Origin of the sequence: Pseudomonas sp. R25(2017) (assembly GCF_002112565.1) — a bacterium.
Taxonomy (GTDB): domain Bacteria; phylum Pseudomonadota; class Gammaproteobacteria; order Pseudomonadales; family Pseudomonadaceae; genus Aquipseudomonas; species Aquipseudomonas ekonensis.
The window spans coordinates 313,732-327,278 of the sequence record NZ_NEHZ01000002.1; the positions used below are offsets into that span (position 1 = coordinate 313,732).

Below are 13,547 nucleotides of genomic sequence, written 5' to 3' on the forward strand. Positions count from 1 at the left end.
TTGATCCGGCCTTGCGGCGCCTCGACTGACGCCATCGCCAGCAGGCTGGCTCCTACAGGGGATCTCTGCTGAACGCGAGATTGTCGTTCAACGCAAAACCCTGTGGGAGCCAGCCTGCTGGCGATGGGGGCGCAGCCGATGGCCGGGCAACGCCTCAGCGCCGGTCTTCGACCCGCGCCTGGCTCTTGCTCCAGTCGGTCAGCAGGCTGTAGGCCACCGCCAACAGGGTCGGCCCGATGAACAGGCCGATGAAGCCGAACGCGATCAAGCCGCCGAACACTCCGAGCAGCACGATCACCAGCGGCAGGTTGCCGCCGCGGCTGATCAGGTACGGCTTGAGCACGTTGTCCACGCCGCTGATGATGAACGTGCCCCAGATCCCGAGAAATACCGCCATCCCGTAGTCGCCCTTCCAGGCCAGCCACGCCGTGGCCGGGATCCACACCAACGGCGGCCCCATCGGGATCAGGCTGAGCAGGAAGGTGACGATCCCCAGCACCAGCGCCCCCGGCACCCCGGCGATCAGGAAGCCGATCAGCGCCAGCAGCCCCTGGGCCGCCGCCGTGCCGATCACCCCGTTGACCACCCGCTGCACCGTGCCGGCCACCAGTTCGATGTAGTAACCGGCGCGGTCGCCGATCAGCCGCTCGAGCAGGCTGTGGACGAACGCCGCCAGCCGCGGGCCGTCACGGTAGAAGAAGAACACGAAGACGATGCTCAGGGTCAGTTCGAGCATGCCGCTGCCGATCTGCGCGCTGCGCGCCAGCAGCCAGTTGCCGACCTGCCCGAGGTAAGGCTTGACCGCCACGATCACCGCGGCGCCCTGCTGATCGATGCTGTTCCAGACCCGCACCAGCCGCTCGCCCACCAGCGGCACGGCGCCCAGCCAGTCCGGCGCCTCCGGCAGGCCGTCGACCTGCACGTCCTTGATGAACGACGTGGCGTCACGCACATGGTCGGCCAAGTTGAACCCCAGCCATACCAGCGGCGCCGCCACCAGCAGCATCCAGCCGAGGGTCAGCACCAGCGCCGCCAGGGACTCGCGGCCATTGAGCCAACGGGTCAGCAGGCGCATCAGCGGCCAGCTGGCGAACGCCAGCACCGCGCCCCAGAACAGCGCCGACCAGAACGGCGCCATCACCCACAGGCTGGCGCCGAACAGCACCAGCAGGAGGATCTGCACCAACAGCCGATCGTTATTGAGCATGTGAGGTCCCGAAACAATGATTCAGCCAAAGAGTAGGCGAACACGCCGCCCGTGTCCGCCCGATGTGCCTAGCGCAACAGGTCGATGCGCAGGCCGGAACCATCCCCGCTGCCGGTTTCCATTCGGGCCGCACGCACGCCGGAGCCGATCAGCGCCTGGCGCCAGGCCTCGGCCTTCGGTCCTGCGACCGTCACCCGCAGCGTAGTGTCGAGGTTCAGCCCACGGGACAGCAGGCGCAGCCAGGTGTCGTCCGGCTCGCCGGAGAGTTTCGGGAAATCCAGCTCGCCGGTGCTCTTGAGCTGGCGCAGCAGGGTCGCGGAGGTCGGCAGCAGGTCACCGAGCGGCGCGCCGGACTCGAACTGCTCGACGTGCAGGTAGGCCTTGCGGTTGCCCCGCGTGATGCCGTAGAGCGCCACCAGCGTGTTGTCCCGTGGCGCCGCCAGCCTCAGCAGCAGATAGGCCTGCTGCTCGTCGGCGCCGTACAGCTTGGCGTTGCCGAACACTTCGTTGGCCCACAGGCTGCTTTCGCCGCAATCCCGGGCCTGACACCAGAACAGCAGTTCGGCGTCCTGCTTCTGCAGGGCCTCGCGGGCGACGGTGAAGGCTTCGGTGGAGGAATGCTCCGGCGGCAGCTCATAGGTGACGGAGGTGGTCTGGCCGCGGGCACCGACCTGGCCGTCGAAGCGCAACTGGCCGCTGATCTTGCGGATGGCGCCCAACGGGTAGATGCGTTCCATCTCGACGGGCGCGCGGTAATCGACGATCTGGGCGTCGGCCAGGCGCGGCACGATCGGCAGATCCTGGCTGCCGGGCAGGTCGGCGGCCGACGCCGCGGCGCTGAAGCAGCCCAGCGCCAGCAGGCTGATGAATCGAATGCGCAGGCTCATCGGATCGGCATGGCCTGGGCGCCCTGGAGGCGGTGCGGGGTTGCGGTGCGGAAATCCATCTTGGTCGTCTCCCATTTCAACCCGCCCAGCCTCGACAGTTGCCCGGCGCAAGTCAAGGAATGGCGAAGAACCGATTGAAACAGTCTGCGACAAGCCCCGCGCCGGACCTGTCGTTCAGGTGCAGGTGGTGCCCGCCGGGCAGCTGTTCACGACTGAAGGGTAGACGCTCCAGCAGCTCCGGATGCTTGGCCAGCATGCCGTCGGCCGCCACCACCAATTGCGCGGGGCAGGTGATGCGCTGGACGAACGCCAGCGCCTGCTCCTGGGTCAGGCGCAGCGGCGACGGCAAGGTCAGGCGATTGTCGGTGCGCCAGGTGTAGCCGCCCGGCACCGGCATCAGCCCGCGTTGCGCCAGCAGTTCGGCGGCCTCGCGGCTGACCGCCACCAGGCCTTTCATGCGCGCTTCGACGGCGCGGTCGAGGGTGGCGTAGACCGGTTTGCGCTTGTCCCGCAGATCCAGTTGCGCCTGGAGGGCCATGCCCATGCGTTCGGCGGCGTTTTCGCCCTTGTCGGTGGGCGGGATCACCCCGTCGATCAGCGCCAGGTGGCTGATGCGCTCCGGCATCGAGCCGGCCAGCACCAGCGAAACGATGGCCCCCAGCGAATGCCCGAGCAGGCCGAAGCGCGTCCAGCCCAATTGCTCGGCGACTTGCAGCACATCGTGGGCGTAGTCCCACAGCGCATAGCCGGCGCCGTTCGGGCGGTGCCCGGAATGCCCGTGGCCGGCCATGTCCAGGGCGACGATGCGCAGGCCTTTGAGCATCGGCGCCAGGCGGGCGAAGCTGTTGGCGTTGTCCAGCCAGCCATGCAGGGCGATCACCGGCAGGCCGTCTTCGGGGCCGAACAGGTGCGCCGCCAGTTCGATGTGCGGCAGGCTCAGGCGCACCTCTTCGACGGCAGGGCTCATGCGCAGTCCTTGCTTTGGCGGCTGTCCCAGCGTTCGAACAGCCCTTTGAGCAGCCGCGCCGTGTCCTGCGGGCGTTCGAGGGGAAACATGTGGCCGCCGGGCATGCTCAGCGCCTCGCCCTGGGGCAGGCGCCCGACGTGACGGGTGTGGTGGTTCATCACCACACGGCTCTTGTGCCCGCGCACCACCGCCAGCGGCACTTTCAGCTGACGGGTGCGGCCGGGGCTGGTGTGCGGCACGCTGCGGTAGATGCTGATTTCGGTGGCCGGGTCGAAGCGCAGGCGCAGCTTGTCGCCGACCTTGTGCAGGCCGTGCTGCAGGTAGGCATCGAAGCATTCCGGGTCGAAGCCCCGGAACAGGGTCTTGCCGGCGAAGTAGCTGCGGGCGCTGGCGAGGTCGGCGAACTCTTCGCGCCGGCCCAGGGTGCGCCCTGCCGGGGTCAGCCGGTCGATGAAGCCGAAACGCTTGGCGGCGCGGATCACCCACTGATCGGTGCGGGTCAGCACCGGCGAGTCGAGCATCACCACCCCGCGGTACAGCTCCGGGCACCGCAGGGCGGCATGCAGGTGCAGCATGCCGCCGAAGGAGTGGCCGACGCCCCACACCGGTTCGTCTTGCTGGCGCAGGTGATGAACCAGCTCGTCCACGAGGTTGTGCCAGTTGTCGTCCGCCGGGAAACGCGGGTCATGGGCGTGCTGCTCCAGATGCGCGACCCGGTATTCCGGCGCCAGCGCCGCGAACAGTTTGCCGTAGGTGCCCGAAGGGAACCCGTTGGCGTGGGCGAAGAAAATCGGTTGCGGCATACCGGCAGATCCATGAGCGGAAAACATGCGGCGATTGTCCGCAAGAGCGCGCCGCGCAGCAATGACCGTAACTGCCAGGAATGATGACAGTCCGGTCATGGCTATGGCGCAATCGTCACTCAGCGCGCCGGCGGTCGCTCGCCCAGCGGCACCACCGCCATGGTCAGCCGCGACACGCAACTGGCCTTGCCTTCGTCGCTGGTCAGGCGGATGTCCCAGACATGGGTGGTGCGCCCTAAGTGAATGGCCTTGGCCACCGCCGTCACCCGCCCGCTGCGCAGGCCGCGCAAGTGGTTGGCGTTGATCTCCAGGCCCACGCAATAGAATTTGCTGGCGTCGATGCACAGGTAGCTGGCCATCGAGCCGACGGTCTCGGCCAGCACCACCGAGGCGCCGCCGTGCAGCAAGCCATAGGGCTGGTGCGTGCGGTGGTCGATCACCATGCTGGCGGTCAGGGACTCGTCGTCGAAGGCTTCGAAGCGGATGTCCAGCACTTCGCCGATGGTGTTTTTCTGGGTCGCGTTCAACTGCTCGATGTTCGGGGTGGTGCGCCACAGGCTCATCGCAGGGTTCCCTTTATTGTTTTGTTCGTCGCTCAATCCTGCCACAGCACCGCCTCGCCGCGCTCGCTCCATTGCGCAAAGCTTGCCCCGTAGGCGTCCTCGATGACGTTGCGCTTGATCTTCAGGGTCGGCGTCAGGAAGCCGTTCTCCACCGCCCACGTGTCCTTGACCACCACCAGCCGATGCAGGCGCTCGTGCTTGTCGAGTGCGGCGTTGACGTCCTCCAGCAGCCTTTCCAGGCTCGAATGCAGCCCGGCGCGGCCCTCGTCCCGGCCGGCGAGCGACAGCACGCACAGCCCCAGCGGCGCGATCAGGCCGTCCCCGACCACGCACACCTGCTCGATCCGCGAATGCACCGCCAGGCGGTTCTCGATGGGCGCCGGCGCCACGTACTTGCCTTTGCTGGTCTTGAAGATTTCCTTCAGCCGCCCGGTCAGGCGCAGGCGCCCCTCGGCATCCTGCTCGCCCTTGTCGCCGGTGCGCAGGAAGCCGTCGTCGGTCAGGGTCTCGGCGGTCTTCTGCGGATCCTTGTAGTAGCCGAGCATGTTCGCCCGGCTGCGCACCAGCACTTCGCCGGACGCGTCGATGCGCACCTCGACGTCCGGGCACGGCTTGCCGATCCAGCCCTGCCGGTACTCGCCGGGCAGGCAGATGTGCGAATAGCCGCAGCTTTCGGTCATGCCGTAGACCTCCAGCACCTCAAGGCCAAGCTTCTGATACCAGTCGAGCAAGGCCTGCGGCACCGGCGCCGCGCCGGACAGCGCCACGCGCAGGGCGTCCAGCCCCAGCCCGGCCAGCACCTTGTGGCCGACCCGCTTGCCGATGAAGGGCAGCCCCAGCAGAAAATCGAGACGCTTGGCCGGGATCTTGCCGTACACGCCCATCTGGAACTTGGTCCAGATCCGCGGTACGCCGAACATCGCCGTCGGCCGCGCCCGTCGCAGGTCGGTTAGGAAGGTGTCGAGGCTTTCGGCGAAGAACACCGTCTGGCCGGTGTAGACCGCCGCCAGTTCGACGAACATGCGCTCGGCGACGTGGCACAGCGGCAGATAGGACAGCAACCGGTCGTGCTCGCCCAGGCCGAATAGCTGCGTGCCGCGGGTGGTGGCGAAACCGAGGTTGCCGAAGCTGTGCATCACGCCCTTGGGCAGGCCGGTGGTGCCGGAGGTGTAGATGATGGTCGCCAGTTGATCGGCGTCGGGACGCGGATCGTCCTGGATCGGCGAGCTGCGCTGCAGGTCTTCCCAGCTGAAGTCGAAGCTGCCCCCAGGATGCAGCGGCAGGCTGACGGTCGGCAGGCCCTCCGGCACGCCGGCCGACATCGCCGGCCAGTCGTCCAGCTTGCCGATGAACGCCAGCACGCTGTCCGAATGGCGCAGCACCTGGCCGGCCGACTCGGCGGTGAGGTTCGGATAGAGCGGCACCGACACGTGCCCGGCCATCCAGATCGCCAGATCGGCGATGATCCAGTGCGCGCAGTTCTTCGAGATCAGGGCGATGTGGCTGCCCTGGGGCAGTTCGCGGGCGCGCAGCCAGTGCGCCGCGCAACGGGCCTGATGGCCGACGTCGGCCCAGGTCAGGGTTTCGACCTGCCCGCCGCCGAGGGGCTGCACCAGGAAGCGTTGTCGGGGGTGACGGGCCTCGCGTTCGTAGAACACGTCCAGCGGCAATCGGAAAGGGGCAGGCATGGGACTCGCTCCTGGTTTTGGGTCAGGAGCAAGCGTAGTCAACCAAGCAAGTGCTTGGTTGGAAATTTCGCACAAATCATTTCAAGGCAATCCCGTGCTGCGGTGCGCCGTCTGACGCCATCGCCAGCAGGCTGGCTCCCACAGGGTTCCGGGGTGAAGGCAGAATTTGCGAGCGCCGCAAAGAATGTGGGAGCCAGCCTGCTGGCGATGGCGTTGTGTCATTTAACATCTTGGGCAACTGACACGGCACCATCGCGGGCAAGCCCGCTCCCACAGGGATCCGGGGTGCATGCAGAATCTGCGGCCGCCGAAAAACAAAGTGGGAGCAGGCGCCTGCGCCTCAAGGATGCTTGAGGCTGTTGAGCGTCATCGAGCCGATCAGCAGTTCGCTGTGCTCAAGTTCGGCCAGCCCGGCGGTGCTGACCTTCTCCGGCGGATAGCCGGCGCCGTGCTGCAGGTAGCTCAACAGGTGCCCCACCAGCGGGTTGTGGCTGACCAGCAAGACATTGCTGACCGACACCAGTTGCTCGGCGACCTTGTCCGGGTCGGTTTCCGGCATGAGCCAATCCACCGTGCGGATCTCCGGCTCGAAGCCGAGCGCCTCGCGCACCAGTTGCGCCGTCTGCTGCGCCCGCAGATAGGGGCTGGCGTAGATCGCCGTCAGCGGCTGGCCCATCAGCCTGGCCGCGCTGCTCAGCACTTCCTTGCGGCCATGGGCGGTCAGTTCCCGCTCGGAGTCGGCGCGCGAGCCGTAGGGCTCGGCCTCGCCGTGACGCAATACCCAGAGTTTCATAGCTTGGGTTCCTCATCTCGAACCGGGTGCGCAGCCGGCGCAACGGTGTGCGGCGCTTCGCCTTCCGGGGTGCGCGGCGTCGGCCAGTCGGCGAACGGCCAGGGTTTCTGGTCGCTGTGGAAACTGCCGAAACGGCCGATCTGGGCCAGGAACTGGCTCAGGCTGTCGCCGAAGTTCATCAGGCCGGCGTTCGGGGCGCCGTAGATCAAACGATAGATCAACTGCACCAGCACCACGGCCCCGAGGATGAACTGCGCCACCTGCCAGACCAGCGCGTACACGATCATCCACAGTACCCGCAGGAGAATGGATTCGTAGCCCGCTTCGTTTTTCGGATCGCTCATGTCTCGTCCCCTGCTGACTCAGTTGAAACCACTGGTGGAAATGAAATCGACATCGGTCTTCGGCTCGCCGCGCATCAACAGGCCGATGACCTGCTCCAGCGTGCGCCCTTCGAACAGAATCGCATGCAGCCCGGCGACCAGCGGCATGTACACGCCGACCTCCTGCGCCTTGGCCTTGAGCACCTTGAGCGTGTTGACCCCTTCGGCCACCTCGCCCAGGCGCGACACCGCCTCGTCCAGGCTCAGCCCTTGGCCCAGGGCGAAGCCGACCTGGTAGTTGCGGCTCTTGGGCGACGAACAGGTGACGATCAGATCGCCCACCCCGGCCAGCCCCAGGAACGTCATCGGGTTGGCGCCCTGGTTCACCGCGAACCGGGTCATCTCGGCCAGGGCTCGGGTGATCAGCATGCTCTTGGTGTTTTCGCCCATGTCCAGCGCCACCGCCATGCCGGCGATGATCGCGTAGACGTTCTTCAGCGCCCCGCCCAACTCCACGCCGAAGCGGTCGGCGCTGGCGTAGACGCGGAAGGTGCGCCCGTGCAGCGCGGCCTGCACCTGGCGGCACAGGTCTTCGTCCTCGCTGGCGACCACCGTGGCGGTCAACGCATGCTCGGCGATCTCCCGCGCCAGGTTCGGCCCGGACAGCACGCCGATGCGCGCCTCTGGGGCGATCTCTTCGAGGATCTGGCTCATCAGCTTGAAGGTGTGGGCTTCGATGCCCTTGGTCAGGCTGACCAGCATCTTGCCCCGCAGCCGTTCGGCATGGCTGGCCAGCACGGTGCGCAGCGCGCTGGAAGGCAGCGCGACAAAGCACAGGTCGCAGGCGTCGAGGGTCTCTTGCAGGTCGGTGACGGGGGTCACCTGAGGCAGGATCTTGATGCCTTTGAGGTAACGCGGGTTCTCGCGGTTGACCCGGATGGCCTCGGCCTGCTCGGGGTCGCGCATCCACTGCCGGACTTGATGGCCGTTCTCGGCCAACAGATTGGCCACGGCGGTACCGAAACTTCCGCCTCCCAGGACCGCGATCGGGCGCTGTTCAGTCATATGTAATCCGTCAATCCATACCAGTGGCGATGGCGGCATTATACGGGGCGGCCCCCGCCGGGACAGCCCCGGCAACAATTACCGCCGCATGTAGGAAGAAGACCAAGAAAACCGAGGAAAATGCCTGCATCGTGAATGGAAAAGTCACTGCGCTCGGTTAACATGCGCGCCACTTATTCGCTATCAAGGCTGTCTCGTGTCTTTTGGTCCATCTTCCACACGTTCCTCCCTGCTGCTGGCGCTGCTGTTCAGCCCGGCCGTGCTGGCGGACGACCTCTTTCTGGACAGCGAGGCCCTGCCGCAGATCCTGACCGCCACCCGCCTGAAACAGTCGCCGGCCGAAGTGCCCGGCAGCATGACCGTGCTCGACAGCGAACTGATCAACGCCAGCGGCGCCCGGGACATCAGCGAACTGCTGCGCCTGGTGCCGGGCATGATGGTCGGCGACATCAGCGGCAACCAGGCCGCCGTCAACTACCACGGCACCAACGCCACCCAGGCGCGGCGCATGCAGGTGCTGATCGACGGCCGTTCGGTGTACCGCGCCGGCCTGGCCACGGTGGACTGGAGCGACATCCCGGTGGCCATGGAAGACGTGGAGCGCATCGAGGTGTTCCGCGGCCCCAACACCGTCAGCTACGGCGCCAATGCGCTGATGGCGGTGGTCAACATCATCACGCGCAACCCGGCGGACAGCCACGGCACGCGCATCAAGATCAGCCGCGGCCAGCGCGGCATCAACGACTACTACGCCAGCCAAGGCACCGGCTGGAACGGCGGCAACCTGCGCCTGTCGCTGTCCGGCCAGCAGGACGACGGCTTCGATGAAGACCGCACCGGCGCCGACTACCGCGACAGCCGACGCCTGGACCGCGTCAGCCTGGCGGTCAGCCACACGCTCAGCGACGATCAGAGCCTGGATTGGCAGATCAACGCGAAGGACGGCACCAACCAGCGCCCCTACACCTACCGGCCGGTGTTCTACGGCATCACCGCGGCCGGCAACAATTCCGACGTGATCGCCAAGGACTACGCCGGCTCGGTGCGCTGGAACCTCGACGTCAATCCCGACCACAGCCTGTATGTGCAGGGTTCTGCGCAGCACTGGGACCGGCAGCAGACCTGGCGCGCCTGCGACGCCGAAGTGTCGTTCAGTCCGCAACTGACCGAGCTGTGGAAACTCAACCCCAACTACACCGAACTGCTGGCGCGCAACATGAATCGCTTCACCGGCCCCGGCGCACCGCCCGGCACGCCGGCCGAGATGGCGCTGGCCAACCAGGTGCTGGACCAGTGGCGCAACGGCGCCAGCCGCACCGTGTGCGGCGACATCGACCAGAGCATCCGCGAGTCGCGCTATGACCTAGAACTGCAGGACACCCTCAGCCTGTCCGACAGCCTGCGCCTGGTCAGCGGCATGAACTACCGTTACGACCGGGCCGAGTCCGAAACCTATTTCAACGGCACGCTGGACGACACCACCTGGCGCACGTTCGGCCAGTTGGAGTGGCGCGCCAGCGAACATTGGCTGCTGCAGGGCGGTGCGATGTTCGAAGACACCCGGCTGGTGGGCAGTTCGCTGACGCCCAGGTTCGCGGTCAATTACCTGATCAATCCGCGCCACGGCCTGCGCGCGGTGTATTCGGAGGCGATCCGTTCGCCGGGCATGTTCGAGAACAACGTCAACTGGAGCTATCAGGTCTCGGGGCTGCGGCCCTACGCCTACGGTCAGTCCTCGGCCCGCTACTTCGTCAAGACCCGCGGCCCCGGCGACCTCGACCAGGAACGCATGCGTTCGCGGGAACTGGGCTACAACGGCTTTTTCGCCGACCTGGGCCTGGCCCTGGACGTGAAACTGTTCTACGACGAAATCACCGGCATGATCAGCGAGCCGCTGCGCAACAATCAGTTCATCGCCAGCAACGCCAACAGCGCCCGCTTCCGCGGCACCGAAACCCAGGCGGACTGGCGCCTGAGCGCCGCCGACCGGTTGCGCCTGACCTATGCCTTCGTCGACGCGCAGGCCAGCAACCCCCAGGACCAACAGTTCACCGCGCGCAACAGCGGTTCCGCCGGCTGGCTGCGCGACTGGGGCCGGGGCTGGAGCAGCGCCCTCTTCTACTACGGCGACAACGCGCTCAACGGTTACCGCTTCGAGCGGGTGGACACGCGCATCGCCAAACGCATCCCCCTGGGCAAGGCCCAGCTGCAATTGGCCGGCGTGGTGCAGCAGCGTCTGGACCATGAGCCGACCACGTTCGTCGACAACAACTACGACGACCGCCGCGTGATGTACCTCAGCGCGGAGCTGGAGTTTTAAGATGCGTCTGCCCCTGTCACGGAAGATGCCGGGCGTCGGCCACTGGCTGGCCGGGCTCTGCCTGTTCCTGACAGCGTGGCTGCACGGCGTGGCCGTGCAGGCGGCGGACATCCTGTTGACCGGCGCCGAGGAAAGCCCGGGGGTGCAGTCCTTCGTCCAGGCCCTGAGCGAGCTGCGCCCCACCGACCGCGTACGCTTCCAGCCGTTGGCCAGCCTGCCGGCCCCGGGCAAGCTGCCGGCCAGCCTGCGCCTGATCCTGCTGGATCTGCCGAGCCTGGACTGGCGCCTGCAAGAGACCCCGGGGCCGGCCACCCTGGTGCTGCGCATCAGCCGCCTGCAAGCGCAGCAGCGCTTCGGCAACGCCCAGCCGCCGTCGCACCTGAGCCTGCTGTGGAGCGACCCGATGCCCGGCCGCCAACTGCAGCTGATCCGCCGGCTCCTGCCCCAGGCCCGCCGGGTCGGCGTGCTGTTCGACCGGCACAGCGAGTTTCTTTTGCAGGAGCTGCACCTGGCGGCCCGGTCGCTGGATCTGGAAATCGTCGGCGAGCGCTGGGACAACACCCGCGACAGCCGCCCGTTGCAGGCCCTGCTGAAAAACAGCGACGTGCTGCTGGGGCTCGACGACCCTGACCTGTACAACCCCAAGACCGCGAAAAACCTGCTGCTCAGCAGTTATTCCCGACAACTGGCGCTGATCGGCCCCAACGTCGCGTTCGTGCGCGCCGGCAGCCTGGCCAGCAGCTACAGCGACCAGAGCGACTGGCTGGCCATTCTCGACGCCTTGCTCGACCGTCCGCCGGCCAACTGGCCGCGCACGCTCTACCCCGATCGTTTCAAGGTCTCAAGCAATGCCCAGGTGGCTCGTTCCTTAGGTATCGAACTGCCCGATGAAGTGTCTGTGGCCAAGGATTTGGCCGAAGGAGAGCGCCGCCCATGATTTTCCGCCGCCGCTGGGACATCAACACCCGCACCCAACTGATCAGCCTGGGCCCTGCGCTGTTGCTGACTTTGCTCCTGATCACCTTCTTCACCTTCGTGCGCATCCAGGATCTGCGCCAGGAGCTCGCCCGCACCGGCCAACTGATCGCCAACCAACTGGCGCCGGCCACCGAATACGGGGTGATCTCCGGCAACAACGAAGTGCTGGAGAGCCTGCTCAAAGCCACCCTGGCTACGCCCAACGTACGTTTCCTGGAGGTGCAGGACAGCGGCAACCGAGTGCTGGCCTACGTCGAGCAAGCGGCGAACGCCCACAACCGCCCGCATCAGGTCGAGGTGTTCCAGGCGCCGGTCAGGCTGCAGCGGATCGCCCTGCACAACGACTTTTTCCAGGACAGCCGTCCGGCCAGGAACGGCACCGGCGAGGATTACCTGGGCCGGGTGATCGTCGGCCTGTCCAGCGACGCCTTCAGCCAGCGCCAGCAGGAAATCCTGCTCAAGGCCGGCATCCTCGCGCTGTTCGCCCTGCTGTTCACCTTCGTCCTGGCACGGCGGCTGGCCGGCAGCCTGTCCCAGCCGATCCGCGACATCGGCCATGCGGTGCGGGCCATCCAGGACGGCGACTTCAAGACGCCGCTGCCGATCGTCGACGACACCGAACTGGGCGCCCTGTCGCAGCACATCAACAACCTGGCCCAGGCCCTGGAACAGGCCAGCCGCGAACAGCAGCAGGCCATGGCGCAACTGATCCAGACCCGCGAAGAGGCGGAAAAGGCCAACAACGCCAAATCGGACTTCCTGGCGATGATGAGCCATGAACTGCGCACGCCCATGAACGGCGTCCTCGGCATGCTGCAGTTGCTTGAGACCACCGAGATGACCGAAGAGCAGATCGAGTACGCCGCCCTGGCGTCCGAGTCCACCGAGCACTTGCTCAAGGTCATCAACGACATCCTGGACTTCTCGCGCATCGAGCGTTCGGAGCTGGAACTGGAGCACATCCCCTTCAACCTGGCCGACCTGATCGCCGCCTGCGCCCAGTCGTTCCAGCACAGCGCCCTGCAGCGCGGCTTGAGCCTGCAGTTGCGGATCCCGGACGACATGCGCGATCTGCAGGTGCAAGGCGATCCGACGCGGATCCGACAGATTCTGGTCAACCTGGTGGGCAACGCGCTGAAGTTCACCGAACAGGGCCAGGTCGGCATCGAAGCGCAATGGCAGTCGCTGGACCACGAACTGCTCTGGTTCACCTGCTCGGTGCGCGACAGCGGCATCGGCATCTCTGCGCAAAGCCTGGAACTGATGTTCAACGCGTTCCAGCAGGCCGACAGTTCGATCTCCCGACGCTACGGCGGGACGGGGCTGGGCCTGCCGATCGCCCGCACCCTCGCCGAACGGATGGGCGGCACCCTGCGGGCGCAGAGCGAAGAAGGCCGCGGTTCGGTGTTTACCCTGGAAATCCCCTTGGCTATATATAAGCAGGCGTTGCCGACACTGGCGGCGCCACGCCTCTTGGCCGGCGACGGCCACGGCGAAGGGCGCAAGGTGCTGCTGGTGGAGGACAACCCGGTCAACCAGACCGTGATCGAAGCGATGCTGCGCAGCCTGGGCTTTGCCGTCAGCATCGCCACCGACGGCGCGCAGGCGGTGCGCTGCGCCGACGGGCAGCGATTCGAAGCTATCCTGATGGACTGCCGGCTGCCGGTCATCGACGGCTACGAGGCGACGCGCCAGATCCGCCGCCTGCCCGCCTGCAACGATGTGCCGATCATCGCGCTGACCGCCAACGCCTTGCAGGGCGACCGGGAAAACTGCCTGTCGGCGGGGATGAACGACTATCTGGCCAAGCCGTTCAAACGCAACGATTTGCAGCAGATCATGCAGCGCTGGGTGCAGTAAAGGACAGCCTTTCAAGCATCTGCGACTGGCGTGGAAAGCGAAAGTGCGGCAGTCTTAGGCTCCCGAACGGGCCTCAAAAGGGGCTTGAATAAA

The 13,547-nt window shown here is 66.5% G+C and carries 12 protein-coding genes; 3 read left to right on the plus strand and 9 right to left on the minus strand.

Features of this window, described 5'->3' with window-relative positions; all coding sequences use genetic code 11:
* Positions 1–154 precede the first annotated feature (154 nt).
* The 9 genes from CAG31_RS03950 to CAG31_RS03990 form a co-directional block, all read right to left on the minus strand.
* Positions 155–1,207, minus strand: coding sequence for an AI-2E family transporter (locus tag CAG31_RS03950; RefSeq protein ID WP_085578161.1), 1,053 nt, complete (start codon positions 1,205–1,207; stop codon positions 155–157).
* A gap of 68 nt (positions 1,208–1,275) precedes the next feature.
* Entirely contained in the window at positions 1,276–2,082 is an 807-nt protein-coding gene (locus CAG31_RS03955) for a DUF4892 domain-containing protein (RefSeq protein ID WP_085578290.1), read from the minus strand.
* Positions 2,083–2,206: 124 nt separating this feature from the next.
* Entirely contained in the window at positions 2,207–3,061 is an 855-nt protein-coding gene (locus CAG31_RS03960; RefSeq protein WP_085578162.1) for an alpha/beta hydrolase, read from the minus strand.
* Entirely contained in the window at positions 3,058–3,864 is an 807-nt protein-coding gene (locus CAG31_RS03965; RefSeq protein WP_085578163.1) for an alpha/beta fold hydrolase, read from the minus strand. The genes CAG31_RS03960 and CAG31_RS03965 overlap by 4 nt, the downstream gene beginning before the upstream one ends.
* A 119-nt stretch (positions 3,865–3,983) precedes the next feature.
* Positions 3,984–4,427 (minus strand): hotdog fold thioesterase, encoded by a 444-nt coding sequence (locus CAG31_RS03970; protein ID WP_085578164.1) that lies wholly within the window; start codon positions 4,425–4,427, stop codon positions 3,984–3,986.
* A 32-nt stretch (positions 4,428–4,459) separates the two neighbouring features.
* Entirely contained in the window at positions 4,460–6,115 is a 1,656-nt protein-coding gene (locus CAG31_RS03975) for an AMP-binding protein (RefSeq protein WP_085578165.1), read from the minus strand.
* 340 nt (positions 6,116–6,455) lie between these two features.
* The gene (gene sixA, locus CAG31_RS03980; protein WP_085578166.1) at positions 6,456–6,908 is read right to left on the minus strand and encodes a phosphohistidine phosphatase SixA; all 453 of its coding nucleotides are present in this window, start codon (positions 6,906–6,908) and stop codon (positions 6,456–6,458) included.
* On the minus strand, positions 6,905–7,252 hold the full coding sequence (locus CAG31_RS03985; protein WP_085578167.1) for a DUF4389 domain-containing protein: 348 nt from the start codon (positions 7,250–7,252) through the stop codon (positions 6,905–6,907). The genes sixA and CAG31_RS03985 overlap by 4 nt, the downstream gene beginning before the upstream one ends.
* Before the next feature lie 18 nt (positions 7,253–7,270).
* A complete protein-coding gene (locus CAG31_RS03990) occupies positions 7,271–8,296 on the minus strand; it encodes an NAD(P)H-dependent glycerol-3-phosphate dehydrogenase (protein WP_085578168.1) in 1,026 nt (341 codons plus the stop codon).
* Between the two features lie 196 nt (positions 8,297–8,492).
* On the opposite strand from CAG31_RS03990, the gene CAG31_RS03995 reads away from it, so the two are divergent.
* Genes CAG31_RS03995 through CAG31_RS04005 form a run of 3 tightly spaced genes read left to right on the plus strand, consistent with a single transcriptional unit; the run spans position 8,493 to position 13,454 of the window.
* Entirely contained in the window at positions 8,493–10,616 is a 2,124-nt protein-coding gene (locus CAG31_RS03995; RefSeq protein WP_085578169.1) for a TonB-dependent siderophore receptor, read from the plus strand.
* 1 nt (position 10,617) lies between these two features.
* On the plus strand, positions 10,618–11,553 hold the full coding sequence (locus CAG31_RS04000; RefSeq protein ID WP_085578170.1) for an ABC transporter substrate-binding protein: 936 nt from the start codon (positions 10,618–10,620) through the stop codon (positions 11,551–11,553).
* Positions 11,550–13,454 (plus strand): ATP-binding protein, encoded by a 1,905-nt coding sequence (locus CAG31_RS04005; RefSeq protein ID WP_085578171.1) that lies wholly within the window; start codon positions 11,550–11,552, stop codon positions 13,452–13,454. The genes CAG31_RS04000 and CAG31_RS04005 overlap by 4 nt, the downstream gene beginning before the upstream one ends.
* The last annotated feature ends 93 nt before the right edge of the window (positions 13,455–13,547 follow it).

Coding starts and splice junctions, on each gene's coding strand:
- CAG31_RS03970 (WP_085578164.1), bottom strand. CDS start 4,427: ATGAGCCTGTGGCGCACCACCCCGAACATCGAGCAGTTGAACGCGACC.
- CAG31_RS03965 (WP_085578163.1), bottom strand. CDS start 3,864: ATGCCGCAACCGATTTTCTTCGCCCACGCCAACGGGTTCCCTTCGGGC.
- CAG31_RS03990 (WP_085578168.1), bottom strand. CDS start 8,296: ATGACTGAACAGCGCCCGATCGCGGTCCTGGGAGGCGGAAGTTTCGGT.
- CAG31_RS04005 (WP_085578171.1), top strand. CDS start 11,550: ATGATTTTCCGCCGCCGCTGGGACATCAACACCCGCACCCAACTGATC.
- CAG31_RS03960 (WP_085578162.1), bottom strand. CDS start 3,061: ATGAGCCCTGCCGTCGAAGAGGTGCGCCTGAGCCTGCCGCACATCGAA.
- CAG31_RS03975 (WP_085578165.1), bottom strand. CDS start 6,115: ATGCCTGCCCCTTTCCGATTGCCGCTGGACGTGTTCTACGAACGCGAG.
- CAG31_RS03985 (WP_085578167.1), bottom strand. CDS start 7,252: ATGAGCGATCCGAAAAACGAAGCGGGCTACGAATCCATTCTCCTGCGG.
- CAG31_RS04000 (WP_085578170.1), top strand. CDS start 10,618: ATGCGTCTGCCCCTGTCACGGAAGATGCCGGGCGTCGGCCACTGGCTG.
- sixA (WP_085578166.1), bottom strand. CDS start 6,908: ATGAAACTCTGGGTATTGCGTCACGGCGAGGCCGAGCCCTACGGCTCG.
- CAG31_RS03950 (WP_085578161.1), bottom strand. CDS start 1,207: ATGCTCAATAACGATCGGCTGTTGGTGCAGATCCTCCTGCTGGTGCTG.